The sequence below is a fragment of the Alkalispirochaeta americana genome, assembly GCF_900156105.1.
Taxonomy (GTDB): domain Bacteria; phylum Spirochaetota; class Spirochaetia; order DSM-27196; family Alkalispirochaetaceae; genus Alkalispirochaeta; species Alkalispirochaeta americana.
In genome coordinates this window covers 91,200-116,930 of sequence record NZ_FTMS01000007.1, presented here as the reverse complement: position 1 = coordinate 116,930, position 25,731 = coordinate 91,200, and the positions used below count along the sequence as shown (strand labels likewise).

The window sequence follows — 25,731 nt, the reverse complement described above, 5'->3', positions numbered from 1 at the left end:
ATTCCTCTCTCTTTGCAAACTGTGACAAGAGCCAACGGCCCTTTTCGTCCCCAATCTATGACCTCTGATTGTTAAGGCTTTGTTAGCCCTCCATCAGAAAATCTTTGACAGTCTATCATGACCAGTACAGTTAATCAAGAAATTGATGAAAAAGTTCTCTCTCCGCCCGGGCCAGGAACTCCCGGGCCGCCCGGGAGGGCGAGACCAGCCCCTCCAGGACCTGGCTGGTGGTCTCACGAAAGAGCTGCTGCACCCGGGCTCCCCCCGGTGGATCGGGCGCATCCAGGGGCGAGGAGTGGCCGTCGGCAACCAGGGCGATGTAATCCAGGACCTGTCTCTGGGCGGGGGTCACGCGGGGCCGCAGATCCCGGTGCACCGCCGGGACCAGGGGCACCCCCCGTTCCATGTCCAGAAGGCGCGCTGCCCCGGGGTGGGTAAGGAAAAACGAGAGGAACCTGGCCCCGGAACGGGGGTTTTCTCCTGCCCGGGCAAGGGAAAAGAACATGGCCGGCTTGAGATACAACCCGGGCCGGCGGGAATGGGTTATACGGGGCATCAGGGCCAGCTCCAGGGGACGCCGGGCCTCCTCCTGCAACGCGGGGAAGGCGTTGCTCCAGATGAACTCCACCCAGCTTCTGCCCTCGACCAGAGAATCTCCCCCCCAGGCCAGGAGGCCCTCCCGGGCAAGATCCCTCTGGAGGGTCCAGAAATCCTCCAGCAGGGCCGGGTCGGAGAAGCCCAGCCCCCGGCCGGAGGAGGAGAAGAAGGAGCGGTCCCGCTGGCGGAGCCAGGTGTCAAAGCCAACCCGGGGGTTTCCCGAAAAGATGGGGCGGGTGAGCAGACCCGTTTCCTGGTGAACCTGGCGGGCGATGCGGGCAAAATCGTCCCAGGTCCAGTCTGTGGTGGGCCGGGGAACGCCTGCCCGGGCCAGGGCTTCGGGATCGTAGGCCAGGGCCGGGGCGTTGATTCCCAGGGGGATGCCGTAGAGGTGGCCCGCCAGGCGGCCTCCTTCAAGGAGTGGGTCGGGCACGCCGGGGAGCGTTATGGTGCCGTCCCGGAGAAACTCGTCCAGGGGCAGCAGGGCTCCTTCCTGAACGTAGTGGTGCAGGTAGGCGTAGTCCTGCTGAATCACCTGGGGCGGGCGGGGTGCGGCCAGAAGGGTGTCGAGCATGTGCCAGTAGTCTCCCCATTCAGCGCTGTGGGCCAGGATGTCCGTTCCGGGGTTGTCTTCCTGATAGAGGGCCAGCACTGCCCGGGTTCGTTCGTGGCGGGCGGGGGTTCCCCACCAGGCCACGGTCAGGGTGGGGTTCCGGCTTTCCCGGGCGAGGCCGGGGTGCGCCTGGAGGAGAAGGCCCCCTGCCGCCGCCAGAAGAATCACCAGAAGAACCACCAGAAGAAGTGCAGGTGCGACCACCCGAAGGATCACCGGAGTCACGATGGTTCTCCGGGCGGGCCGGGCCTGGCAGGTTCGTTTTTTCCGGTGGCTCTTCATGGCCTCTCCTTGCCGGTGCCTTGCCGGGGCTTTGCCGGGCAGACGCCGCTTTTTTGGCAGGGCTTCTTTGGGCAGGAGCCCTGCACATATCCTCAAAGGATACACTGTTTTCCTGTTTTTTGTTTGCCTGGCCTCTGCTGGCCTTCAATCTCTTCGGTTTATTCTGCTCCTTCCACCCTGGTCATTCCACCGTGGTCATTCCGCTCCGGGAGACGCGCACCCAAGCGCCAGGCCCCTCCAGCCTGTCCTGGAGGGTATGAGTGCAATAGAAGAGCCCAACCGGACCACCGGCGCAACACCCGGGCGCATCCGGCCCGCCGTGCCCCTCACGTCAGATTTCGTCTTCAAATACGTCTTCGGGGCAGACCAGAGCACAGAATGCCTGCGCAGCCTCCTCTCGGCGATCCAGGAAGACGCAGGCTGCCCCGCCCTCGCCTCGGTGCAGGTCACCAACCCCTTCAACCTCAAGGAATCGGAAGAGGACAAGCTCTCGGTGGTGGATGTCAGGGCCACCGATATCCGGGGGACCACCTTCACCGTCGAGGCCCAGGCCACCTACCACGCCGCTTTCCCCTCGCGGGCTCTCTACTACTGGGCCAGAGCCTACGGCAAGCAGCTCCAGGAGTCGGAGTTCTACAGCCGCCTCCAGCCCGTGGTGGGGGTCAATCTGCTGGACTTCCTCCTCTTTCCCCAGAGCGCAGGGGCTCCCATGCACACCAGCTTCCGGCCCTATTGCAGGGAGGCTCCCCACCTGGACCCCCTGGGGGATCTCATGATCCATTTCATCGAGCTGCCCCGCTTTGACCCTCCGGGCCGTATGCCCTCGACGGCCTTCGCGCGGTGGATGTATTATATAAAGTACCGGAGCAAGGAGGACGCCATGGAAGATCCGATCATGAAGGCGATTCTTGAGGACACCTCGGAGATCAGGGAGGCCGAGAAGCGCTACCAGGCCTTCACCGCCGATGAAGAGCTCCAGGACCGCCTGGAGGCACGGGACAAGTTTCGCCGCACCCACCTGCAACTCCTCCACGATGCAGAGCAGAAGGGGCTTCAGCAGGGTATAGAGCGGGGACGAGAAGAGGGGCGCGAAGAGGAACGGGCAAAGCGCCTCGAATCCGCACGCAGACTCAAGGACCGAAAGATGTCCCTGGAAGAGATTGCCGAAATCACAAACCTGACTCTGGAAGAAATTCAGCAACTCTGATCATTTCCCCACGCCCGGCGCCCGGCGCCCGGCGCACCGGAAGGCCGATCTCCGGGGCGCCTTCGCGCGGTGGATGTATTATATAAGGTACCGGAGCAAGGAGGACGCCATGGAAGATCCGATCATGAAGGCGATTCTCGAGGACACCTCGGAGATCAGGGAGGCCGAGAAGCGCTACCAGGCTTTCACCGCCGATGAAGAACTCCAGGACCGCCTGGAGGCACGGGACAAGTTTCGCCGCACCCACCTGCAACTCCTCCACGATGCAGAGCAGAAGGGGAAAGCCGAAGGCAAAGAGGAAGGGCTTCAGCAGGGTATAGAGCAGGGTATAGAGCAGGGACGCGAGGAAGGACGCGAGGAAGAACGGGCAAAGCGCCTCGAATCCGCGCGCAGACTCAAGGACCGAAAGATGCCCCTGGAAGAGATTGCCGAAATCACAAACCTGACCCCCGAAGAAATCCAGGAGCTCTGACGAGGCCATCCAACCCGATAATCCCGCCCGTGCACTCACAAGTCGGGGATCTTCAAGACCGCTCCTTCTGTGCAGGAACCTGGAGCACCACCCGGCCTCCTCCATGAGACGGGCTGGAGGAGAACGTCAGAGTGGCACCCAGTTGCGTGGCCAGGGCATGGAGAAGGATCATCCCCATGGAGAGAGCCTGCGCACCCCCGAAGTCAGCGCCGAAACCCGGCCCCTGGTCGTGGACCTCCAGGCAGAACCCCTCGGCCGGAAGGGCGTCCGAAGGGTCCTCGGCAGAGGCCGTCCGCACACAAATCAGGATCCGCACAGAACCGTCAGGACAGGCCCCGTGGAGGGCACAGTTGGCCAGAAGCTCGTTCACAATCAGAGCCAGGGGCACGGCCTGATCCAGATGAATCCTGATGTTTTCCGGATGCACCTGAACATCCACAGTTATATCGGGTACATCGCTGTAGATTCCCCGACTCACCACGGCCAGGTGCTCCAGGAGTTCCGCCAGGTGGATCGAGGCGAAGGAACTCCCTCCGTAGAGGCTCTCGTGAACCGAGGCAATCGCCCTGAGACGGCTCTCCAGCTGCACCACAAAGTGTTCCATATCCTGTCGGTAGTCCGCTTCCAGGTGGAGAATACTCAATATGAGCTGCATATTGTTTTTCACGCGATGGTGGACCTCTCGCAGAAGCTCTCCCCGCTCCTCCAGGGATGCCGCGAGGTCCCGCTCGGTTCTGTCCCGCTCGCGACTGCGCGTTTCCAGAGATTCCGCCATGTGATCGACAGCACGAGCCAGATGAAGAAGCTCCCGGGGGGCGTTGTCCAGGGAAACCCGGGCCGTGAGATCGCTTTTGCTGATCCGGGAGACAGCCTCCATAAGATAGACCAGCTTGGACTGGAGCATACGGCGGGAAAAGAAGAGAGCGAGCGCCAGACTCACCGCTCCGGCAGTAGCCATGATCACAAGGTTTCTCAAGAGGATTCGCCGGGCCGGACGAAGAACTTCTTCTTCCGGTAGAGCCAGGAGCAGATACAGAAAGGGCGGATCCAGGGGCGAAAGACGCAACGCCCGGGAGGCCACAAAGATCCGGTTCCCTCCCTTGTCCCGGTGGAGGCCTGTGGTGATTCCATCGGCTTGCGGAAAGGACTCATCCCGAATACAGAGAGGACTGTCGGGAGAAAAGAGGAGGGATCGGGCAAAGCCCGCTTCCAGGCATTCGGGGTTGCTTGAGAAGAGCGTGACGCCCCGGTGATCGGCAAGACAAAGCCGAATCTCCCGGGGGAGATCCAGCATATCCAGGACATCCTGGTAGGCATCAAGGCGGTAGGTCAGGGTGAGAGCGCCCGAGACCTGGCCCTGACGGTCCCGCAGGGTCACCGCGTAGGGAAAGACCGCTTTCCCCTCCACCAAAGCACGAACATATTCACCAGCCACAAAGCCCTCACCCGCCAGGGCCCGGCCCACGTGAAGCCGGCTCGAGAGGTCCCGGGGGTCTTCAAGGCTGGGTGCGACCCGGGTGATGCCCTTGGTATCGACACGACTCATGTGGAGGTACTCGGGATTGCGCCAGAGCACCTCCCGGAGAATTTCCAGCTGTTCCTCTTTCTGGTTGTCCTGAAAAGCCGGCAGCGTTGCCAGGGTGGTGAGGGTTTGGCGAACCCCGGCAGTGACGGTGTTCTGGATCAACGCCAGGGTGGTGAGATGGCGTTTTGCCTGGTCCCGGGCGGCCTGCTCCAGGGTGGCGCCATACTCAACCCCCGTGGCGATAATAATCGCCAGGGGCGGCACCAGAGCCACCGCGGTGATCATGGTAAAGACCCTCTGGAAGGGTGCCCGACGAAATCGGGCAATCAAGGAACCTCTGGTATCCATGAGTTACGCCTACCCATCGTTATATCGCGCAACATCGCGAAGAGGAAAGCGAACGGAAAAAGCCACGGGAGGACTCTCTTCCAGGGGCAGAAGCTCTCCCTCAAGCTGATCCGCAAGAATCCGCACCAGGGTGAGCCCCAGTTTGCAGGACTCCTCCAAAGAGAAGGTCTCGGGCAGGGGTTCTCCATCGTTCTCTACACGGAGCACCAGATCCTGGCCTGTCACAGCAAGACTGATCAGAACCTGGCCGGGTTTACCCTGGCTGTAGCCATGGATCAGGGCGTTGGAAAGAAGCTCGTTCAGGATGAGCGCGCAGGGCACGGCCTGGTCCAGTCCCATGGCCAGGGGGGCCACCTCCAGACAGAATCGCACCTTCCCCCCCTGGGGATGAGCGATTCTGATTTTCTCGGACGCTTCGCGGAGGTATACGTCCATATCCAGAGCGGCGTGGTCGTCCATGCAATAGAGGTGCTGATAGACCATGGCCATGGTCTCTATGCGCAGCTGCATGGTGGCGAAGGCCTGAGCCGGGTCAGCCTCTTCCTGGGCCTGAAGCCTCAGGAGACTGGCTATCACCGAGAGGCTGTTAAAGACCCGATGGTGCACCTCGGCCAGAAGGATTTCCCGTTCGCGCAGCTGATTCTGCAATCGTTCCCGGGTTCGTTTTTCCCGGGTAATGTCCTCGTAGACTCCCAGGAGGCCGATGATCTCTCCCTCTTCATCGCGCAGGGGAATCTTGCTGGTCCGGAGCCACCCCGTGGTTCCATCGGGCCGTTGCTGTTCCTCCTCGTAGCGCAGGCGGGGAATGCCGTAGGTCAGAACAGCCTCGTCATCCCGACGATACTGCTCGGCCTGGCCTGACCAGGCAAGGGAGCTGTCCTGGCGCCCCACCAGGTCCCGCGGAGTGGCACAACCGGCGTCCTTGGCAAAGGCGGTATTGCAACCGCTGTAGCGCAGGTGCTGATCTTTCCAGAAGACCCGCACGGGAATGGTGTCCAAAACGTTGAGCAGGAGCTGCCGTGATTCCCAGAGATTCGCTGCGTTCTCACGGCACCCCCTGGCCGAGCGGGCAAGCTTTTCGTTGATCTCCTGCAATGCCTTTTGGAGGTCTTCCGTCAGGGCTTCGGGCGAGCGCAGGAGCAGAAGCCAGCCAAAGCGGGGCAGGGGAAACCAGTGGTAGTGAAAGCCCCCCGGGGCCTGGCCCTGGCAGGGAATGGCAGGATCTCGATCAGCGAACCAGCCTGGATGCGCCAGAGCAGCCCGATATCCCTCGTGGCTGGCTATGACCCGCGGCCGGGGAATGGCCACCTCCGGATCGGGCAGGGAGTGCTCCGAAAAGATTGCGCCACCGCAGCAGTTGAGTTTTCGCAGATAGGCCGCCAGCGATTGTTCCAGATTTTCCTTCAAATCCAGGGAATTGCCGATGGAAAGGGCCAGTTCGTAGAGGACTTCCAGGGGCAGCTGTTGTCCTGAAACGGGCTCGTGGGGTTCTTTCACGGCTCGTGCTCCTGCCTGTCTGGGATCGGCTGAACCTCTGCCAGATCGGCTGCCAGATCGGCCACCACGGAGGTCATGTTGTAGAATTCCAGATAGCTGTGACCGTTGTTGGCTATTTCTCCGATGCTGCACGCTCCAACCAGGGGTTGCAAGGGATCGTGAACCGCCGAGAGTTCTTCGGCATAGCACTCCTTGAGAAAGAGCACCCGGGAGATACAATCAAAGAAGAGACGGGTTCCACCGGGGCCGGGCTGGAAACGCTGACTGATCCGACGCGCTTCGGCGGCAGCCGAGACAAGAGAGTGCCGGTCACCATGGAGAATGTGAACAAAGGAGCCTTGCCGTACCGCGCCCACGCAGGTAAGAGATCCGTCGGGGTGAAGCTGGTAGGGATCCCGCACCACCCGCTCGGCCCCCACCCGGGCAATTCCGAAAGGATAGGAACGGGAGGCGGCAAAGAAATCCTCCGGGTCTATGCTGTGGACACCCAGCCGCTCAAGAACCTGACGGTAGACCTGGAAGGCCGGTTTCCAGTCCAGGGTTTCCACGGTAGTACCCCGGGAGGAAGTTACCCGGAAAGGCCCTGCCACGGGGTTCCAGCCGTGGCTCACCCCCAGGGATGATGGTACGTCCAGAAAGCCCACCAGGGCAGCATCGGCCAAAAGCCCCTGGTTGCAGATGATCATGGGCGATCGATCCATCGCCAGGGTGCCAGCGCCACCTCCCAGGTAGGTCCGGCCTATCCCCAGAAGTCCGTAAAGAGCCTCCACAAAGGGCTCTATGCGTCGGGCCAGGCCGTCCAGCAGAACCAGTACCGTGGGAGCATCGAGCCCCGGGGGCGAGGGCCCCTCAATCTCCAGGGCTTCCTCCAGGTGGCGGGTAAAATCAATATCGGGGTCGCTCAACCCGGGGACAACCAGGGTTCGCAGGGGTGCCCCCAGGCCAGCCACGATGGTACCGCGTTCCAGCTTCTCTGCCCCCCGGAGGATGGCCGGAAAGATTCCCCCCGCCAGGGGCAGGTTCTGGCGCCAAAGCAGAGGGTTCAGATCCTCCGGGGTGAAGCCATTCTCGCCGCAGGCAAGAACCAGGAGACCCTCTACGCCCGGTCTGGAGGAAACTCGTTCCAGGAGCTCTTCCAGCTCCTTCACCCCGCCGCTTCGGTCTGTTTCAATGATCACAGAGGTATCTCCTTATTCTTCCGATGCCTTCTCTTCACATGATAGTTGATTTCTCCGCTCTTTTCACGGGAACATTCGGAGTATTTTACGCCAGGTGCTGGCGGTGGCGATACTGCCCCGGGCTCATGCCGTAGCGCCGGCGGAAGACGTGATAGAAGTGGCTCAGATTGTTGAACCCCGATTCCGTAGCGATCTGGAGAACCGTTTTTTCCGTGGTCACCAGGAGTTCCGCTGCCCGGGTGCAGCGCAGTGCCGAGAGATACTCCACAAAGGTCTGGCCCGTCTCCCGCTTGAAAAGCGCATGAAAGTGACTTCGGCTGAGGCCGCAGGATTCCAGCACATCCTCTACGCTGATGGGGTTCATGTAGTCCGTGTTGAGATAAAGCACAGCATCCTGAATGCGGGTGCTTGACCAGGGTTTGAGCCCCTTGATGGAGACGTCGAACCGGGTGTCCCGCATGAGCGTGATCAGCAGTCCAATGAGTTTTAACCGGATCGCCCAGGAGTAGCCCCGGTAGCGGTTCTGGTATTCCCAGAGCATTCCCGCCATGAGGGAGTTCATGCGCTCGCTGCCGATGCGCGAGAGGGCGATGTGATTCTGCCTTCGGGCGTGGATCTTCACGATCCCCAGAACGTAGAGGGCTTCCCGGTCCATGTTCACCTGGGGAGAAAAGAGTTCCTCGGCAAAGAGAATCTGCACCACCGTGAGCAGCCCCTCACTGGCCACAAGACGTCCCCGGGGGTTAAAAAGGAGGCTCCCTTCCTGGATCTCTACGGAATTACTTCGATGGATCAGGGTTCCCCTGCCCCGCTTGCAGAAAATCAGCTCATGGGTGCCAGGATCGTTCTCTGTTCCCGATCCCAGAATTCGCGAGGTGATTTCCATGGAGCGAATGAAAAAGAGCAATTTCACGATCGGCATCCTCTCTAATCAGACAATAGCACAACAAAAAGCGATTATCCCGAAGGACAAAGCACCAGCAAATCATCATGATAACCTCACGGGAGGATTTGATGAACCAGAGAAGAGTCGTTATTACCGGTATGGGGACAGTGAATCCCCTGGGAAATTCTGTTGAAAAAACCTGGGAGGCCCTCCTGGCAGGCCGTTCAGGGATCGGCCCCATCACGCGTTTTGACGCCTCGCACCTGCCTACGCAGATTGCCGGGGAGGTGAAGGATTTCGATTACCGGGACTACTTCTCCGGTGATCTGGCAAAGAAAGCAAAACGGATGGCTCCCTTCTGCCACTACGCTGCAGCGGCCACCCATGAGGCGGGTCTGCAAGCAGGACTGGAAACTATCAAGGACAAAAGCACAATCGGCATCTCCTACGGGAGCGGTGTGGGTGGTCTGGGAATCCAGCACGAAAACTCCCTGGCCCTGAAAGAACGCGGCCACCGCAGGGTGAGCCCCTTCTACGTCCCCATGTCCATTGGCAATATTGCAGCGGGGACGTTGAGCATGCTCTGGGGAGCTACGGGACCGAACCTCTCTCTCCAGACGGCCTGTGCCTCGGCGAACCACGCTATTGCCATGGCCTTCATGGTGCTCCGCAGCGGCATGGCCGAGGTGATGATCGCCGGCGGTAGCGAAGGAGCCCTGATCGAGATGTCCATTGCCGGCTTCGGGAATATGCAGGCCCTCTCCACCCGCAACGATTCTCCCGAAACAGCATCGCGTCCCTACGACACGGATCGGGACGGCTTTGTCCTGAGCGAGGGCGGAGCAACCCTGATTCTGGAAAACTACGACCACGCCCGGCGCAGGGGCGCACCCATTCTGGCAGAAGTTCTCTCCTGCGGGATGTCGGGCGACGCCTACGATGTGGTGGCCCCGGACCCCGAAGGAAGAGGAGCGGCTCTCTCCATGAAGATGGCCTTGAACCAGGCCGGGGTTACGCCCGGGGAGCTGGGCTACATCAACACCCACGGAACCTCGACCCCCGTGGGAGATATCGCGGAGTTGAAGGGAATCGCTGCTGCCCTGGGCGATGCGGCCCACACGCCTCTGGTGGGGTCCACCAAGTCCTACCACGGCCACCTTCTGGGAGCCGCTGCCGGGCTTGAGGCGGTGATCATCACCCAGGCTTTGCGGGAGCAAACAATTCCGGCCAACCTGAACCTGATGAACCCCGACCCGGAGCTGCCAACCCTGAACCTGCCCCGGGAGACCGTGAAGACCTCCTTTTCCAGGGCTCTGTCAAACTCCTTCGGCTTTGGGGGACACAACTCGAGCCTGCTTCTGGGCACGGCACCGGAGGACATCTAGCCAGGGCCCGGTCCAGATCAGGTCAGGTCAGGTCAGGTCAGGTCAGGTCAGGGCAAAGAGCCCCCAAAGGCCCAACGGCACCAGATAGAGGCTGAAAACCCAGAGTTTGCCTCCCTGGATCAGGCGGACCAGAAGCGAGAGCGAGAGGAATCCGAAGACCAGGGAGGCCAGAAAGCCCCCGGCCATCGCCATGGGACTGACCATTTCTCCCAGCTCTCCCAGATGGCGCATCTCCAGCACCATCGCTCCCAGAATGGCGGGGATCGAGAGCAGAAAGGAGAACTCCCCCGCCTGCTCGCGGGAAATCCCTGAATGCAACGCTGCGGTGATGGTGCTCCCCGAGCGGGATATGCCGGGAATAACCGCGAGCCCCTGAACGGCCCCCACCACCAGGGCGTGACGCCGGCCGATTCCATCGAAACCGGTTCGTCCCTTTGCCAGGTGAGCTACCGCCAGGAGTGCCGCCGTTACCAGGAAGGCTCCCGCCGTGATCCGGGGTTCGTTATGCAGCTCCAGGGGGCGTATCACCAGGGCGATCGCCACAGTAACCATCGTGGCAAGAACCACCAGGAAGGTCAGCTTCAGTTCCTGGGCATCCTCCTGACGGGATCGTCTGGCGCACCACCGCAGAAGGGCCGCTGTCATGCGCATGATCCGTTCCCGGAAAAAGACCAGCACCACAATAAGGGTGGCGATGTGCAAAACCACGTCATAGACCAGGGGGATTTCCCCTATTCCCAAAACAGCGCGCATCACCACCAGGTGGCCCGAGCTGCTGATGGGGATAAACTCGCTGATTCCTTGGACAATTCCAAGCAGTATCGATTGCCAGAAGTTCATATGTTGTCAGGTTCTCCTTATCATGAGCACATATCGGAACGCCCGGACCGGACATACCGGAGGGCACCGGGCACCGGGCACCGGGCACCGGGCACCGGGCACCGGGCACCGGGCACCGAGTGTAGCCCAGAATACTCCGGGTGACAATTCTCCTGTTTTGGCGTATACCAGAGGAATGCGAGTATCCGACCTCCGAGCTTTTTCTCTATTCCAGGCACCCTGTCTTCGGAACACACCTCTTCTGGCAATCCTTCTTTTGGCAACTCCGCTCCTGTGGAGTTGCTCTCCTGCGGCCTCGGCCAGGCGCTCCCAGACGGAATTTCTTCTGGGAACGGCTGTGACGATCACCATCTTCGAGGCCCCGAATCCTCGTCAGGCCCTGGACGAGGCCTTTGAACGAACCCGGGAGATTCAGAATCGGATGAGTATCAACCAGGCAGAGTACGATACCACGGAAATCATGGAGGTGAACCGTCACGCCGGTCATCGTCCTGTGGCGGTCTCGCCCGATACCTTTCTGGTGATCCGGGAGGGGCTCAAGGTGGGAGAGCTCACCGGAGGCGCCTTCGATATCACCATTGCCCCGCTGATAGCGCTCTGGGGCATGGGAACCGAAGCGGCCTCGGTGCCACCCAAGGAAGAGGTTCTCCGGGTTCAGCCAGCTATCGGTTTCAGCGACGTCGTGCTGGACACGAAGGCGGAAACGGTTTTTCTGCCTCGCTCCGGGATGGCGCTCGATGTGGGAGGAATCGCCAAGGGGTATGCCGCCGACGAGGGAGCTCGCCTTTTGAGAGAAGCCGGGGTAAAGCATGCCCTTCTGGACTACGGTGGCGATATTGTAACGGTGGGAGAACACCCCCGGGGAACCCCCTGGCGCATCGGCCTCCAGCACCCGGGAGGACAGCGGGACCAATACCTGGGAGTCCTCTCCTCCCGTGACGAGAGCGTGGTCAGCTCCGGGGCCTATGAACGGTTCTTCGAGGAAGAGGGCCTTCGATACCACCACATTTTTGATCCCTCCACAGGCTACCCCAGCGATTCGGGCCTGACCAGCGTCACCGTGGTGGGGCCCCGGGCAATCATCACCGATGCCCTCTCGACGGCCATCTTTGTCATGGGTCTTGAGACAGGACTGGATCTCATGGAGGAACTGCCCGGCTACGAGGCGATCATAGCCACCGAGGACAACCGGATTATCCTGACCCCCGGTGTGGCCGACCGCTTTGAGCGGACAGCCCCGGAATATTCCCTCTTTGTAGCCTGCTCCTGCGGGAACGAACACCCCCTGGGCTCCCCCAAAGCGCTACAGCACAAAGGGGGCTACCAGGAATAGCCCGAAAAGAACCATCGCGGCAGCGCTGCCGATCTCGATCCCGTGGTGAAGGGAGTGGCCCCTCCGACTCTCCAGGAGGAGATGTATGCGCTCCTTAACAAAGATGGTGGCGATACACACCCCCGAGAGAGACAGGGCCATACCCACGGCAAAGGCTCCCACGGCAATTAACCCCAGAGCCAGTACTCCCACGGAGAGCGCAAAGATCATGATCATCGACGAGCCGGGACAGGGGACCAACCCCGAGAGAACGATCACCGGCAGGAGTTTCCGGGAGGAATCAGGGCGATCGCCCTGAGCAGTTCCCTGGCAACCACACCCCGAACCGTGGTCTTCTTCGTGGCCGTGATCCTCTCCGTGGCCATGGCGGGCCTCCCTGATCTTGAGGACCAGCATCACCAGACCCACCAGGAGCACCAGTACCGACGTGGTAAGGTGGATCGCCATGCTTGCCTGGGCCACGGTGGCGCTCAAGGAGGTCTCCACCAGGAAGTAGGCTCCCAACACAACCAGCACAGCCGCCCCGGCGTGAACTGCCGCCAGGGAGAACCCGGCGATAAGACCCGTCAAAGGACGCGCTGTCTCAGCCATAAAGTAGGAGACCAGCAAGACCTTCCGGTGTCCCGGCAAAAGCGAGTGGATCACGCCGTAGGCAAAAGCCAGGGAGAGGATGAGCCAGAAAGCTCCCGAGGTCTCGCCACGACGTACAGCCCGCAAGGTTTGGGCCAGGGAGCGACTGAGATCGCGCTGGGTGGTGCGCAACCACGCTCCCAGGGCGGTTCGGGGAGGGCCATACTCGGTAAAGGTGATCTGCCGGGACACTTCAGGAGAAGCCCTTTCCGGCTCCGTTCCTGGCCCCTCTTCTGGCCTCGCTTCTGGCCTTGCTTCTGGCCCCTCTTTTGAGGCCTCGGCGGGGGCAGGGCCACGCCCCCCACCCGTTCCTACAAAAGGATTCGCCTGAGCCAGTACCCCGGAAGGGGCCAGCGCCCCCACCAGGAGAAAACCAGCTACAAGCCCCTGGAGGGCCTTATATCTCGCAGGAGCCAGCCAGGCAGGCCAGTTCCTGCGCCGCCGTGGTGTAGTCCCGGTCTTCGTAGCGGTAGATCCGGGAAAAATCGATATCTGGAAAGGTCCGTTCAAGGCGCTCGTACTCCTCTTGGGTGATCTCCACGTAGGGCATTTGCTCGTATTGTGCATCACTGGCGGGAAGAAAGGCCATCCCCCCCAGCTTGTCCTGATGTTCCCAGATCCACTTGATAATGTCGATCACCTCATCGGGCCGGTAGGTGATTGTCACGGAGGGATTGTGTTCGGTGTAGTGAACTTTGTTTTGCAACCAGTATGCGCACTGCTCCAGGGCGGTGCTGCTGTGACGCGTTACCGCCGAATCGGGGCTTTTCACCGGAAAATGCGCCACCCAGGTGGTGGCGTTATCCACGGTCTGACCGTTCTCAGGATCCATGGGGACCCCCTCGTCGCGCAGGGCGTGGAAAATTGGGGTGTGGGCCCCAACTCGGACATTCCGGATGTAGTAGGAGGCCCACCGGGCGTGGATTCCCGAGGCGCTGTTCATGAGCTGGCTCGAGTTTCCCGAGGGCTTCACCGTGGTTACTGCCACGGACTGGTTGATGCCAAGCTTTTTTGCGTATCGTCGGTTTGTCTCCACCGCTACGTAGCGCAGACGGCTTTGGACATCCGGGTCCTGACAGGCGGGGCTATCCATCTGACCATTCAGATCTACCCCCAGAAGACGTTCCTCCTGGCAGTTTTCCTGCCACTGGGGACGCAGTCCCGGAAAGTTGGTGGCCATGGACTGGATCGTTCCTATGATTGTGGCCAGTTCGACCTTTTCTTTCAGGGTCTCGAAGGTGTCCTCTTCCCGGGCAATCGCGCTGGAGAGGTTGCAGAACTGGAAGGGCCGCAGGACAATCTCGCCGCAGGGGTTGGTACCAAACTCGGCCTCCTTCCGACGGGGCGGACGGCTTTCCAGAGCAGCCCGGCGGTTGAAGATCCCTGGCTCGCCCCGGCCGGAGCGAACCATATCCAGCACAAAGGTGGCCACTTCCTCCTGGGAGAGCTCCCGGTTGGGCCATACGGCAGAATTGTTGGCGTTCCATCGCTGGGAATTGTGATGCCAGAAATCACCATCCTTGCAGTGGCGCATCTCCTGATCATCGTAATCAAAGAGGGAGATCATGGCGGTGCGACGCACCCCGCCGGAGACGGCGGCGCCACCCACGGCACACATGATATCGTGGGCGTCCACGGAGGTGATGAACCCGCCCTGACGGGCAAGGATACGTTCACGGGCAAAGTTAAGCATCACCCGCAACGGCTCAGGTCCCGAGGCGCTTCCTCCTTTTATCCGAAGAGGAGCTCCGGCTGGGCGCACCCGGGAAAAATCAAAGGTGATATCCTCACCGGCAAACCAGGCATCCAGACCACTGCGAAGCGCATCGGCCCACCCCTCGGAGGTGTCCTGCACAACCAGCGCACCCCGGTGTACCCCGGTTTGGCGCAAGACCCGGGGCAGACACTCAATGTAGCGCCTCTCCACGCTGTATCCCACACCGCAGCCGTTCATGCTGATAATGAGCGCCTCTACAAAGGAGTCCAGGGCGTCCACAGGCAGGTAGGAGCAGTTGTAAATGGCAATGTTGTTCCGCTCGGCTGGAGCTCCTGCCATGGCCAGCAGTCTCATGGAGGGCATGACTTTCATTTCCAGGATTCCCTGACGCAGACGGTCGTAGTCCTTCTGCTCCAGGCGCTCCTGCGAGAGCGTTTTCAGGTACTCCACGGCCCGGTCCACCGTCTCAATCCAGGTTTCCCGGCGACCAAGATCGTAGTTATACCGGGAATACTTGTCGTAGAACTGAAACTTCTGGATCGCTGTGGGAAAGTAGGCATCCGAGGCGGCCACAGCGTCCTGTACCTCCTGGGGAACGGGGCGCTGGCGGCGCAGTTTTTCGTGCTCTGCACGATAGAGGATATAGGCTTTGGCTGCTTCGTACTCTCCGGCAGCCTGGAGTACCATCTCCACCACGTCCTGAATCTGCTCCACCGAGGGTTCGGAAAACTTGGCAGCCACCACGTTTACCACCTGACTGGTAAGTTCCGTCAGGGGGGTGCGGGACTGGCGGTGAACCCCCTCGAAACACCGCTCCAGGGCCCGGAGAATCCGGTCAGCATCAAAATCGACCTGCCGACCGTCCCGCTTTGTGACACGCACAGGAAGTTGATCCTGCCGAGAACTTGCTATAACATCCGGGTTTGGTTGTTTATCTTTCATTGTCTTCCTCTCATGGGTCGCCATGTTATACACCATATATGGTGTCAATGTACAGAAATACTGAGAAAAAAACACCCTTTTTTGAAAATTACGACTCGGGGACGGAAGAGGCGATTCACACTCCCCGGAGTTCTTCTTCCGTCAGGCCAGTGCACCGGGCAATATCCTCAGGAGACAAACCGGCTGCTTTCATCCTGCGGGCGGATTCGAGACGCTCTGCCCGTTCTTCCTCGCGACCCGGAGATCGGCCTTCCGGTGCGCCGGGCGCCGGGCGTGGGGCGTGGGGCGTGGGGAAATGATCAGAGTTGCTGAATTTCTTCCAGAGTCAGGTTTGTGATTTCGGCAATTTCTTCCAGGGACATCTTTCGGTCCTTGAGTCTGCGCGCGGATTCGAGGCGTTTTACCCGTTCCTCTTCGCGTCCCTCTTCTCGTCCTTCCTCGAGTCCTTCTTCGCGTCCCCGCTCTATACCCTGCTGAAGCCCCTTCTGCTCTGCATCGTGGAGGAGCTGCAGGTGGGTGCGGCGAAACTTGTCCCGTGCCTCCAGGCGGTCCTGGAGTTCCTCATCGGCGGTGAAAGCCTGGTAGCGCTTCTCGGCCTCCCTGATTTCGGACGTCTCCTCAAGAATCGCCTTCATGATCGGATCTTCCATAACGACCCCCTTGCCCCGATACTTTATATAATACATCCATCTGTCGAGGGCCGTCGAGGGAAGGAGCCCCTGGTGATCGAACCGGGGCAGCTCGATGAAATGGATCACAAAATCCCCCAGGGGGTCCAGCTGGGGTGCCTCTCTGCAATAGGGCCGGAAGCTGGTATGCAGGGGAGCCCCTGCGCTCTGGGGAAAGAGGTGAAATTCCAGAATGTTGATCCCGACCACCGGTTGCAGCCGACTGTAGATCTCTGACTCCGGGAGTTGCCTGCCGTAGGCCCGCGCCCAGTAGTAGAGAGCTCGCGAGGCAAAGGCTGCGTGGTAGGTCGCCTGGGCCTCCATGGTGTAGGTTGCCCCTGTGATATCCGTGGCCTTCACATCGACCACCGAGAGCTTGTCCTCTTCCGATTCTTTCAGGTTGAAGGGATTGGTGATCTTCACCGAGGCAACGGCCGGATAGCCGGCATCTTCCTGGACGGCCGAGAGGAGACTGCGCAGGCATTCTGTACTGTGTTCTGCCCCGAAGACGTATTTGAAGACGAAGTCTGACGTGAGGGGAACGGCGGGTCGGATGCGCCCGGGTGTTGCGCCGGTGGTCCGGTCAGGCTCTTCTGTTGCACTCATACCCTCCAGGACAGACTGGAGGGGCCTGGTGCTTGCAAAGAGCACCCATGCTTCCAGGCGGTCCTGGAGTTCTTCATCGGCCGTGAGAGCCTGGCACCGCTTCTCATGGCTTCCGTCCGATCCATCAGGTTTGACCGCCGGGAGATCAGGGGTGAGGAAGCATGATGGCGTGGATCCGGACGGACAGTTCCCGGGCCTTGTCAAAGACCATGTCTTTTGTCACAGCACCCCGGGGCAGAGGGTGGGGAGGGGCATCACCGATAAGAATGATCTTTCGTTCGGGAGCCTCCCAGTCGAAGCGCATGAGCCCGGTATAAAGGCCCTCGTAGACGGCTTCGGGGATATCCCTTCCTCCCCGGGCCACGGCGCGATCCACGACCCGCTGAACCTGGGCCAGATCCTCCTGAAAAGGGAATGGCCGGGTCAGGTACTCTTCGAAGTAGTCCCGGAAGAAGACGACCCCCACCCGAAATTGATCAAACCGGGCGGCCTTCTCCAGGAGCGTGGGAACCAGTTCTTCCTGGGCCACGCGGATGGAGTGGGTCATGCTTTGCGTGGTGTCAAGAACGATCACCAGGTCCAGTTCCGGCCCCCGGGCCTCATCCACAATTCCGGCAATCCGTTTCGGCAAAAGCGCTGCCGATTCGATGGGAACCAGAGAGGCCCCGGTTTCCCGGGCAATTTCTGAAAAGCTCTCCAGGGTCATTTCCATGTAGATCGAGAGATCCTGCTCCGGTTCCTGCTCCGGTTCCGGTTCGAGTTCGGGTTCCGGCTCGGGCTCCGGCTCGGGTTCCGGTTCGGGTTCGGGCTCCGGTTCGGGCGGCACGGGTTGGGTCACCCTGAGAATAAAGGGATTATCCTGATAGGCCCCCCGATAATCGGCATAGGGAAGTTCGAAGGCCCGGATGCTCAAATAAGAACCATCCAGAATCATGACCTGACCATGACGAGTCCAGGGGTATCCGTATTCCACCACATATGGAATAAAGAGCTTGAAAGCTGCCCCGAACTCGTCGTCCTGCTCAGGCGTACTATCGATGATAAAATACTGGCCCTCGTCACGAGGGAGAAACTGACCGTCCAGAATGCGCCGCTCATCCCCGTTCATGGGATGGTACTCGGGGTTGCGAAAGGCGTAGGTGGCGGCCAGATTATCGGGCCGCTCCGTTGATTCCGTGAGCAGCACCGAACCGATCCCGGTGGCACGGATCGTCAGGATATACCCGCCCTGGGTGGTTTGATCTATACGAATATCTTCGGGAGCGAGACGCAACTCTGCCCACAGGGAAGGAACCGCGCAGAAGAGCCCAACAGCAAGACACCACCTCAGAACTAATCGTCGCTCCATAGGAAATTCTATCGGCACAGGAGGATGTAATATTAAGACTGCAGGATGAAGAGAGACCGGCCTAACGGCGACGAACAGAGCCGGTGCCACCCCGAGGAAAGGTGTTGCTGATCTTCAGGAAGGGAGCAGGATCCAGAACCTCGCCGCCCACAATAACCTCCATGTGGACATGGGGGCCCGAGGACATTCCACTGGAACCGAGGGTTCCGATCTGCTGGCCCTGGGAAACACGTTGCCCCTCACGGACATGGATTGTGTGGAGGTGCGCGTAACGGGTATAGAATCCGTAGCGATGGCGAATGATCACGTTGTTGCCGTAGCCAAGATCGTAGGAGCTGTCCACCACCACTCCGTCAGCCGCAGCAACCAGGGGCAACCCCACCGGTCCGGCCACATCAAAGCCCTTGTGGAGATACCACTGCCCGGTGAAGGGATGCAGGTTGGGTCCAAACTCCATGGTGACCACGCCGCCACCGTTGGCCACGGGCCAATGGTGAGGCACATGACGCAGGTGAGACTCGAGAGACGACAGAACTTCCCTGGTCTGGGAGAGCCCTGCCAGAGAACTGCCCAGGGTATCCACGAAAGAGCGGAGCTCTTCCACCTCCCGCAACGCCACAGGGCGGTCCTCGGGAACACCGGCGGTTCCCCGAAAAAAATCGGTAAACTGGGATCTGCTCATGGCGGCAGGAGCGCTCTCGTGGGATGCGGCACCACCAAAACGCGTGAAGGTTCCCTCCAGCTCTTCATCCAGGGGACGAACGCTGCGCAACAACCCCTGAAGCTCCGTAAGGGCCTCGTCCAGGTTTGCCTGAAGTACCTGGAGATCGGAGCGCTGATCCTGGATGTGGGCTGTTCCGTCCTGGGAAGAGAGATGCAGATAGACCACACCGCCCGCCAGGCCACAGGTCATCAGGCCGGCGAAGAGGAGCACCAGAACACTGACACGGAAGCTCACCGCCTCCTGTGCCGATTCGGGGATTATCTTTACTGTAACATGTTGCGAGAGAACCGCTTTTGCGGCACCCCGCACCACCCTCACCAGCGCTGTCATAAGACTCCTGTCCACATCCTACCGCATGATAGTTCAGATACTGCCATCCGTCAATCGTAAGTATCGGCGGCTCCTTCCTTAAAATAAAGAAGCGCCCGCTGACTGCTGCTCTCGGCAACCAGCTTCAACCCCGCTCCAAAGTGAAGCACCCGAAGAACAGCTCCCCAGCGGAGAGCTGTTTCGGGCGGCACATACTGGTCCAGACAGTTCTCCTGACTTTCCAGCCAATCCAGATCCAGGACCGTTCCCTCCTGCCCCAAGCGCACCGCCAGATACAGAAGGTTCCGCTCCACCAGTTCATGAAAGAAATGTGTTCCCAGGGACATGTCGGCGATCAACCCCTGGTGCATCTGGTCTATCTCGCACAGCACCGCCGCTGTACCCAGATCGGAGACCTGAACGGGAACACCCAGAGAAGGCATGGTCGTTCCCCATCGACCCGGACCAAGAAGCACCAGCGCTCCCGGCCCGGAAGAAGGATCCTCTTTGGTGACGGCCCGGAGAACTCCCGGCAACTCGTACCGATCCTGCGTGGAGAGTTCGGCGTATGCCCGGGGACTCACCAGGAGAATTCTGCTCACCGGGAAGCCCCCGCCACACCCCACCACGCCTCCCGAGGTTCTCAGCAGAACCTGCCGGGGATGCGGCTCAGGAAAGGGCTCCGGAAGAGATCCGCTTTTCTGAACCTGGATTTGCAGGGGACGGCACTGTACCAGATTTACCCGGTATCCTCCGGATTCGCCAAGTTGAACCGTGAACTCCACGTCCACATCGGTTCCATAGGCCTCGCGAAGTGTCTCCAGGAGGTCCCTCATGTCCGCTACAAAGGAGGTCTCCCGGAAAAAAGGGTCGAAAGTGAGGGTCCAGACGGGCCTGGCCGTGCGCCGCTCCCGCCGGGCCACACGGGGGAGAACCCTTGCTGTTCCCGTCTGATCCAGCTGAACCGTCAGATCAGGGATCAAATCGGAGAAGTAGCGGCTGGTCTCCCGGCCCTCCTGAAGATCCAGCAGATCCACCCTGCGCTGGGTGTGCCGCCGGATTTCCTCGCCGCCCGCCTCGGGACGACGCTCGGGGGCGTTCAGGGCAACCACCCGGGTATAATCGTCGTCGGAGCGATCCACCGCCCGGGTTCCCAGGCCGAAAACCAGTCGCAGCACTCCCGCCCGAGGGTCTATCTCGGGGTGCCAGGCGTAGGGGTTGAAGGAAAAGGCCACTCCCGCCAGATGGGGGAAAAACCAGCGGCCCCGGCAGTGCAGCCCCGGTGCCCCGCTCTCTGCAGATCCACCCTCGGCAGATCCTGAAACCCGCTGAACCAGGAGCGCCATTTGCTCGTCCTGATCAAGGATTCCCCGGTCCCGGCGGTAGCGCAAAGCTGTATCACTGATGGTACTGGCGTAAATCTGCAGCACCGCTGCCAGAAACTCCTGGAGCCGTTCTTCCCGGTTTCCCTGCATGGTGCAGAACACACTCTCGTAGGTTCCGGCGAAGGCGTTGCCGAAGTTGTCCTCCAGAAGACTTGAGGAACGGACGATGATCGGCGAGGTGCCGAAATAATCGAGCATCTCGGCAAAGCGGGTCATGATGTATCGGGGAAACCGCCCCTGGAGCATGCGGTGCCGGACCCCCTGGCTGCCCTCCAGGAAGGTTTCGGGATCTTTCTGGCGCTGCCGGTCCCACCAGCAGTTGTTGATCACCAGAAAGGTGTAATACACATCGGAACCCACAAAAAACGAATCGTGGGGCTCCAGGATACGCTCCCACCGGGACCGTTTCTTGAGGAGGATTGCCCGCGCCAGGAGCATTCCCACGGCTTTTCCTCCGATAAATCCCGTTCCAATCATCCGGCGCCAGATCTGTTGCAGATCGGCCACAGAGAAGAAACGCCGGGCCAGCTCGAAAACAGGCCCCTCCCGGGCCACGATGAGTCGCAAAAGGAGGGATTGATCCCGAGAACACTCCCGGGCCTGGAGAAAGGTTCGATCCCACACCCCGGGCTGCCGGTACCCTGCGCTGGGAAGCCCCGGCCAGGGGAGCTGGTTCAGGACCGTGGTGATTCCGTCGCTATCGCTCACGGCCCTGAAATCCCGGGGCGAGTCCTGGCGAGGATTCCAGCAGAAGAGCGTTCCCTCGGCGTCGTCGTTGCGGCCGTCGGTTTTCACCGGCCGGAGATACAGAACCTCACCGTCCTGATCTTCAGGGTGATCCTCTTTACAGTTATCCCGGGAAGCTGGTTTATCCCGGGTATCCCGGGTATCCCGGGTATCCCGGGAAGGTGTTTCGGGTCGGGCAGGTGCTTCGGGAGAACCATAGAGATCAAGGAATATCTGGGTGGTCTCCTGGAGAGGAGTCACGGCATGGTAGGAATGGACGTTCCGCACCAGGGCAAACCAGGCCAGGCTTCCTGTGCGCAACACCAGAGGACAGGTGAGTTGAAAGAAGTTTCCGATCATGCGGTCCGAATAGGCGCAATCGCTCAGCTCCGAAAGGGAATCAAAAAAGAGAACCGCCCCCTGGCCCAACTCCAGAATGTGGCTGTGGGCAGTGGTGATAAAATGCTCGAACCCCTGATCCAGAGGAAGCCTCCGGATCTCTACTCCCAGGTGGGTGCACTCTTCTTCGGTCAGCAGCGACTCGTGGCGGGCAAAGCGGAAATACGCCAGGCGGTCGCCGGGGCCCCCTCCCCGCAAGGCCGCCCTGCGGCAAAAATCCCGGTACAGGGAGAGACAATCCACCTGGAGCACCACGTTGTCCCCCGGCCGAGGCCCCCGGATCAGCCGGTCAAGGCCTTCGATGCCTGTGGATCGCCGGTTTCGTTGCACCTTCTCCGAAGTCACCCTGTCCCTCCCTGATCAACCCTCACCCTGGTTCGTGCCGGGCGCTTCTGCAGGGTGAGATTCGGGAGCGTGGACATCATCCTGATCCTCGCAGGCAAGATGGGGCTCCCCGCACACATCGCACGTTACCAGACGGTGATGCTCGCGGAAGGCCCGCCAATGAGCCATCTGATTCACCGAGAGCGTTCCCGTGCCATGACAAAGGGGACACTCCATTTCCAGCGCCTGAAGAACGGCCTGTCGGATAAACTCGGAGCGGTTGGGGAGCGAGCGGAGCTGTTCCGCCAGGGCACCATCCACCTTAAAGGTGATCACCTCGTCTTTCATATTCATAGAGATCGCCAGTGTAGTCCCCCTCGGCAGCTTCGGTCCAGACGCGGCTCGTTATCTTCGGCGAGAAGACCAAATCCCGGGAACGGAGAATCTCCCTGACCCGGCCGGGAGCATCGGGAATCAAAACCGACCGCTCCAGGACCGATTTCAGCTCGCGCACGTTTCCCGGCCACCGCCGGTGCTGCAATGCCGCCAGGGCATCGGGCGCCAGAATAACCTCGGCTTTTCCCAGGGCCTGCAGTATCTTCGAGGCCAGCAACGGAATGTCCTCCAGACGATCCCGCAAGGGGGGGATTTCTATGATGATCGAGGCGATCCGGTACCAGAGATCTTCCCTGAACCGCCCCGTGCGCACCATGTTCTCGATGTTTCTGTTGGTGGCGCAGATAAGCCTGGTCTCCACCCGGCGAGACTCGTCGCTCCCCACAGAATAAACCGATCCCTGCTCGATCGCTTTCAGCAGTTTGGGCTGAAGCGTCCCAGGCAGGTCTCCTATCTCGTCCAGAAAGAGGGTCCCTCCCCGGGCCGAGTGGAAATATCCTTTCCGGCGCACCGCTCCGGTGTAGGCTCCCGGGACGGTTCCAAAGAACTCCGATTCGAAAAGGCCCTCGGGAACACCACAGATATTGACATCTACAAAGGGTTTGTCCCGGCGGGGAGAGAGGGCATGAATCGCCTGGGCCACCACCTGTTTGCCTGCACCGGACTCCCCGGTGAGCACCACGGGCAAGCCGCTTGCGGAGGCTCCCCGTACGGCATCCTGAAGCGCACGCCCCGCTGCACTGACCCCTCCCAGGGCGTGGAGAACACCATCCTCCTCGTGACAGGACGGTTCATGCCGGGGTTGCTTCCGGGCATTATCGTTGGCAAACTTCCTTGCCAGGAACGCCCCGCCGGGACGCTCCTGGCCCTCCCGAAGGAGACCCTCCAGAGTTTCTCTCAGAAAAGCCCCGTCGGGAACCCCCGGAAGCCAGGTTCGAACACCTCGCCGAGCCAGATCAAACAGCAACTCTCCCTGGCTCTCCTCCACAACGGCCACAACCAGCACGGCACCACTTAACCAGGAGGGTTGATCAACCAGGCGAAAGCGCTCCCGGGGATAGTCCCGGAAGTCGATGATAAGACCCTTCCAACAGGACAAGTTCCCCCGGGAATGGTCCTGCAACTCCTGCACCCCCGAGGCGTGCCAGACCCGCCCCAGCCCTCGGGCCGCCTGGGTAACCGCTCGTGCCAGATCAGCCCTGGATGTTACTGTAATAAACATTTCGGAATATTTATAAAATAATACCATAAAAAATGCAAATATAATTACATAAAAATTTATTTATTTATTTTCTCGAATTCTTGCGCTTTATTGCCGTTGCCCGATTGTTTCAATCACGAAGGAGACGGCAAGACCCGAGCCGAAAGGTTGCGCTCCCGTGCTTCCTCACGCCACAATACAGGCGTGGACCCGGAAATGCTCCTGCTCTTCGTGAATCGTCGCCACGTGGCGGCCCTTTTCTCACAGTTGTTGCTTCTGGCCACACTGCTCCTGGCCGACGGGTGGGTCCTGGTGCTGGTCTCGCGGGAGATCGGCCTCTACGCAGCTCTGGCCGCCCAGGGGGCGGTGGCGCTGGCGGCAGCGATTGTCCTGGGGAACTCAATTCACCACAGGATACGAATTATCCGCAGCGAGGCCCGCCGGGGAATCTTCCGCCCCTTCCGGTACGCCCGCCTGGCAGCGGTGATCACGGCAGGGGTGCTCCTGGTTCTTCCGGGATTTGTCAGTGATTTTCTGGGGCTTCTCTTGTATTATCCGCCGGGGCGGTTCATCTTCTCAGCAATCTTTCTCCGCTGCCACCGGGAGGTGCTCCCGGCGGTCCACGAATATGTCACGCTTGCAGCTTTTTCCAGCGATGGATCAAAACCAGCCGGTGGCCCACCAGAAGCAGCGGCACCAGAAGCTGCAGGGGAGCCCCCAGGAGATCCCCCGGAGAGATTCCGCGACGGCGCCCCGCCATGCGATCCACCGCCTGGGACGCCACAATAGCCAGGGCATTTCCCACCTGGTCGTATTGCCCGATCATCCAGCGAAGAACCGGTTTTCTGGCGCACCCTATCAAAACGATTCGGGGCTCGGCTTTTCTGATAGCTGTGGTGACCGAGGTCGCAATGGCGGGAGTGAAGGCCGCTCGGCCCACAATCCGCAACCCGGGAAAGGTAATCCGCAGGTTCTCCTCGATGCGCCTCACCGCTTTGGGATCGCTGTCCACGATAAAAATCGCCGCCTGATCCTCCTCAGCTCGGGAGAGAAGGCGAATCAGCCCCTGAAAGGCGCTGTACTTACCGATATCACACCCGCAGGCCAGGCGGGTTTGCCAGCGGGCACCACCGCCTGCGGGCACGACGGCGGCGTTTTTGCCCGCGAGGCCGGTTCGCACCCGTCGGGAACGCACCAGGCGCCACAAAAAAGAGCGACCGGCAAAGAAGAGAATCCCCGGGGCCGTCCGGGTTGCACCCCACACCGGAGCCAGGTCAGGCGGGGCATCCTCAATCAGGGGCAAACCAAAAAACTGTCGAAACGTACAAGACATGCTTCTACAACCTCAATTTATATTATTCAGGGGATCACCGAGCGGGAGGAACAGTGTAGTTCGCTTCCCAGATGCAAGACAATAGCCAGAGCCGCCACTGCCGCCGTTTCTGCCCGTAAAACCGGTGTAGGCAAAGAACAGACCAGCCAGCCCGCTTCAGCCAGACAGGCCACCTCCTCCGGAGCCAGCCCTCCTTCGGGACCGGTCAGAACCCTCCGGGAGCCACCCCCGACCCAGAGCTCTGCCGCCTTCTCCCGAGTGAGCCCCCGGGTTGCCCGCTCGTGAAAGACGATCCCCGGCGTGCCATCGACAAGAGCCGGGAGATCCTGTACCGGGGTCAGCTCGGGGAGGCGACTGCGGCCGCTCTGCTGACAGGCCTCCCGCAGGATCACCTCCCAACGCTGATTTTTCTTGCGCAACTCCGCCTCCTCCCGGGGCGGTCGCTTCACGCAGTGCCGGGTTACTACAGGGACGATCCGGTCGGCCCCCAGCTCCGTCACCTGGCGCAGCGCCTTGTCAAAGAGCTTACCCTTCAGCAGAGGCAGGAACACCTCAAGGGACACCTCTCCCCGAGGCAGCTCCAGGGAGGCCGGTTGTTGAGGATCTTCCCCGAGGATCTTCTGAACCACCAGGACCAGATCGCCCCCTGGACCAACAGAAACCAGGGCCCGGCACACCCCGCCGTTTCCATCGGTACAATCCAGAGAATCGCCCGGGCGAAGCCGCCGAACCTGCCCCAGGTAATGGGCATCCCGCCCGGAAAGATGTATTTCGCCCCCTGGAGGGGGAATGGAAGAAACCACCAGGTGCTTCATCGTTCCTCGCTCAAAAGGGCCTCGCCCAAGACGGCAGCTCCCAGC

The 25,731-nt window shown here is 60.7% G+C and carries 20 protein-coding genes and 1 pseudogene; 5 read left to right on the top strand and 16 right to left on the bottom strand.

What is annotated here, in order from left to right; translation table 11 throughout:
- Positions 1 to 130: 130 nt before the first annotated feature.
- Positions 131 to 1,492, bottom strand: a complete 1,362-nt coding sequence (locus BW950_RS06745) for an ABC transporter substrate-binding protein (protein WP_094336474.1) — start codon at positions 1,490 to 1,492, stop codon at positions 131 to 133.
- Between the two features lie 256 nt (positions 1,493 to 1,748).
- Between BW950_RS06745 and BW950_RS06740 the strand changes: the two genes are divergently transcribed.
- Positions 1,749 to 2,699, top strand: coding sequence for an Rpn family recombination-promoting nuclease/putative transposase (locus BW950_RS06740; RefSeq protein WP_083943813.1), 951 nt, complete (start codon positions 1,749 to 1,751; stop codon positions 2,697 to 2,699).
- Between the two features lie 109 nt (positions 2,700 to 2,808).
- Entirely contained in the window at positions 2,809 to 3,171 is a 363-nt protein-coding gene (locus BW950_RS06735; RefSeq protein WP_076488529.1) for an RpnC/YadD family protein, read from the top strand.
- Positions 3,172 to 3,223: 52 nt separating this feature from the next.
- Here the strand turns inward: BW950_RS06735 and BW950_RS06730 are convergent, their stop codons facing one another.
- The 4 genes from BW950_RS06730 to BW950_RS06715 all read right to left on the bottom strand — a co-directional run bounded on the left by BW950_RS06730 (position 3,224) and on the right by BW950_RS06715 (position 8,632).
- Positions 3,224 to 5,044, bottom strand: a complete 1,821-nt coding sequence (locus tag BW950_RS06730; RefSeq protein ID WP_076488528.1) for a sensor histidine kinase — start codon at positions 5,042 to 5,044, stop codon at positions 3,224 to 3,226.
- Positions 5,045 to 5,053: 9 nt separating this feature from the next.
- Positions 5,054 to 6,541, bottom strand: coding sequence for a sensor histidine kinase (locus BW950_RS14915; RefSeq protein WP_076488527.1), 1,488 nt, complete (start codon positions 6,539 to 6,541; stop codon positions 5,054 to 5,056).
- Entirely contained in the window at positions 6,538 to 7,719 is a 1,182-nt protein-coding gene (locus tag BW950_RS06720; protein ID WP_076488526.1) for an FIST signal transduction protein, read from the bottom strand. The genes BW950_RS14915 and BW950_RS06720 overlap by 4 nt, the downstream gene beginning before the upstream one ends.
- Positions 7,720 to 7,804: 85 nt before the next feature.
- A complete protein-coding gene (locus BW950_RS06715) occupies positions 7,805 to 8,632 on the bottom strand; it encodes a helix-turn-helix domain-containing protein (protein WP_076488525.1) in 828 nt (275 codons plus the stop codon).
- A 101-nt stretch (positions 8,633 to 8,733) separates the two neighbouring features.
- Between BW950_RS06715 and fabF the strand changes: the two genes are divergently transcribed.
- The gene (gene fabF, locus BW950_RS06710; protein ID WP_076488524.1) at positions 8,734 to 9,990 is read left to right on the top strand and encodes a beta-ketoacyl-ACP synthase II; all 1,257 of its coding nucleotides are present in this window, start codon (positions 8,734 to 8,736) and stop codon (positions 9,988 to 9,990) included.
- A gap of 42 nt (positions 9,991 to 10,032) precedes the next feature.
- Here fabF and BW950_RS06705 read toward each other — a convergent pair whose 3' ends face one another.
- Positions 10,033 to 10,830, bottom strand: a complete 798-nt coding sequence (locus BW950_RS06705) for an undecaprenyl-diphosphate phosphatase (RefSeq protein ID WP_076488523.1) — start codon at positions 10,828 to 10,830, stop codon at positions 10,033 to 10,035.
- A 175-nt stretch (positions 10,831 to 11,005) separates the two neighbouring features.
- On the opposite strand from BW950_RS06705, the gene BW950_RS06700 reads away from it, so the two are divergent.
- Complete coding sequence (locus BW950_RS06700) at positions 11,006 to 12,163, top strand: FAD:protein FMN transferase (RefSeq protein ID WP_076488522.1); 1,158 nt, start codon at positions 11,006 to 11,008, stop codon at positions 12,161 to 12,163.
- Here BW950_RS06700 and BW950_RS06695 read toward each other — a convergent pair.
- From BW950_RS06695 to BW950_RS06660, 8 genes are all read right to left on the bottom strand, one after another.
- Positions 12,134 to 12,985, bottom strand: coding sequence for a nickel/cobalt transporter (locus BW950_RS06695; protein ID WP_076488521.1), 852 nt, complete (start codon positions 12,983 to 12,985; stop codon positions 12,134 to 12,136). The genes BW950_RS06700 and BW950_RS06695 overlap by 30 nt on opposite strands.
- A 205-nt stretch (positions 12,986 to 13,190) precedes the next feature.
- Positions 13,191 to 15,392 carry an ATP cone domain-containing protein gene (locus tag BW950_RS06690; protein WP_234969045.1) on the bottom strand — a complete coding sequence of 734 codons (2,202 nt, stop codon included), beginning with the start codon at positions 15,390 to 15,392 and terminating at the stop codon, positions 13,191 to 13,193.
- Positions 15,393 to 15,751: 359 nt separating this feature from the next.
- A complete protein-coding gene (locus tag BW950_RS06685) occupies positions 15,752 to 16,726 on the bottom strand; it encodes an Rpn family recombination-promoting nuclease/putative transposase (protein WP_143559155.1) in 975 nt (324 codons plus the stop codon).
- A 145-nt stretch (positions 16,727 to 16,871) separates the two neighbouring features.
- Positions 16,872 to 18,074: a vWA domain-containing protein gene (locus BW950_RS15100; protein WP_076488518.1), complete on the bottom strand. Its 1,203-nt coding sequence runs from the start codon at positions 18,072 to 18,074 to the stop codon at positions 16,872 to 16,874.
- A 61-nt stretch (positions 18,075 to 18,135) separates the two neighbouring features.
- Positions 18,136 to 19,128 carry a M23 family metallopeptidase gene (locus BW950_RS06675; protein ID WP_076488517.1) on the bottom strand — a complete coding sequence of 331 codons (993 nt, stop codon included), beginning with the start codon at positions 19,126 to 19,128 and terminating at the stop codon, positions 18,136 to 18,138.
- Positions 19,129 to 19,178: 50 nt separating this feature from the next.
- A complete protein-coding gene (locus tag BW950_RS06670) occupies positions 19,179 to 21,962 on the bottom strand; it encodes a PEP/pyruvate-binding domain-containing protein (protein WP_076488516.1) in 2,784 nt (927 codons plus the stop codon).
- Between the two features lie 15 nt (positions 21,963 to 21,977).
- Positions 21,978 to 22,295: a ribbon-helix-helix domain-containing protein gene (locus tag BW950_RS06665; protein ID WP_234969044.1), complete on the bottom strand. Its 318-nt coding sequence runs from the start codon at positions 22,293 to 22,295 to the stop codon at positions 21,978 to 21,980.
- Positions 22,264 to 23,559, bottom strand: coding sequence for a sigma 54-interacting transcriptional regulator (locus tag BW950_RS06660; RefSeq protein ID WP_076488514.1), 1,296 nt, complete (start codon positions 23,557 to 23,559; stop codon positions 22,264 to 22,266). Before BW950_RS06660 ends, BW950_RS06665 begins: the two co-directional genes overlap by 32 nt.
- A 195-nt stretch (positions 23,560 to 23,754) precedes the next feature.
- Here BW950_RS06660 and BW950_RS15325 point away from each other — a divergent pair.
- Positions 23,755 to 24,111 (top strand): annotated as a pseudogene (locus BW950_RS15325) (FxsA family protein); the annotation flags it as partial.
- Between the two features lie 58 nt (positions 24,112 to 24,169).
- Here BW950_RS15325 and BW950_RS06650 read toward each other — a convergent pair.
- Both BW950_RS06650 and BW950_RS06645 read right to left on the bottom strand, forming a co-directional pair.
- Complete coding sequence (locus BW950_RS06650; protein WP_076488512.1) at positions 24,170 to 24,871, bottom strand: WecB/TagA/CpsF family glycosyltransferase; 702 nt, start codon at positions 24,869 to 24,871, stop codon at positions 24,170 to 24,172.
- A 26-nt stretch (positions 24,872 to 24,897) separates the two neighbouring features.
- Positions 24,898 to 25,686: an RsmE family RNA methyltransferase gene (locus tag BW950_RS06645; RefSeq protein WP_076488511.1), complete on the bottom strand. Its 789-nt coding sequence runs from the start codon at positions 25,684 to 25,686 to the stop codon at positions 24,898 to 24,900.
- Positions 25,687 to 25,731 lie beyond the last annotated feature (45 nt).

Coding starts and splice junctions, on each gene's coding strand:
- BW950_RS06645 (WP_076488511.1), bottom strand. CDS start 25,686: ATGAAGCACCTGGTGGTTTCTTCCATTCCCCCTCCAGGGGGCGAAATA.
- BW950_RS06735 (WP_076488529.1), top strand. CDS start 2,809: ATGGAAGATCCGATCATGAAGGCGATTCTCGAGGACACCTCGGAGATC.
- BW950_RS06650 (WP_076488512.1), bottom strand. CDS start 24,871: ATGTCTTGTACGTTTCGACAGTTTTTTGGTTTGCCCCTGATTGAGGAT.
- BW950_RS06685 (WP_143559155.1), bottom strand. CDS start 16,726: ATGAGTGCAACAGAAGAGCCTGACCGGACCACCGGCGCAACACCCGGG.
- BW950_RS06665 (WP_234969044.1), bottom strand. CDS start 22,295: ATGAATATGAAAGACGAGGTGATCACCTTTAAGGTGGATGGTGCCCTG.
- BW950_RS15100 (WP_076488518.1), bottom strand. CDS start 18,074: ATGGAGCGACGATTAGTTCTGAGGTGGTGTCTTGCTGTTGGGCTCTTC.
- BW950_RS06700 (WP_076488522.1), top strand. CDS start 11,006: ATGCGAGTATCCGACCTCCGAGCTTTTTCTCTATTCCAGGCACCCTGT.
- BW950_RS06705 (WP_076488523.1), bottom strand. CDS start 10,830: ATGAACTTCTGGCAATCGATACTGCTTGGAATTGTCCAAGGAATCAGC.
- BW950_RS06675 (WP_076488517.1), bottom strand. CDS start 19,128: ATGACAGCGCTGGTGAGGGTGGTGCGGGGTGCCGCAAAAGCGGTTCTC.
- BW950_RS06730 (WP_076488528.1), bottom strand. CDS start 5,044: ATGGATACCAGAGGTTCCTTGATTGCCCGATTTCGTCGGGCACCCTTC.
- BW950_RS06740 (WP_083943813.1), top strand. CDS start 1,749: ATGAGTGCAATAGAAGAGCCCAACCGGACCACCGGCGCAACACCCGGG.
- fabF (WP_076488524.1), top strand. CDS start 8,734: ATGAACCAGAGAAGAGTCGTTATTACCGGTATGGGGACAGTGAATCCC.
- BW950_RS06745 (WP_094336474.1), bottom strand. CDS start 1,492: ATGAAGAGCCACCGGAAAAAACGAACCTGCCAGGCCCGGCCCGCCCGG.
- BW950_RS06660 (WP_076488514.1), bottom strand. CDS start 23,559: ATGTTTATTACAGTAACATCCAGGGCTGATCTGGCACGAGCGGTTACC.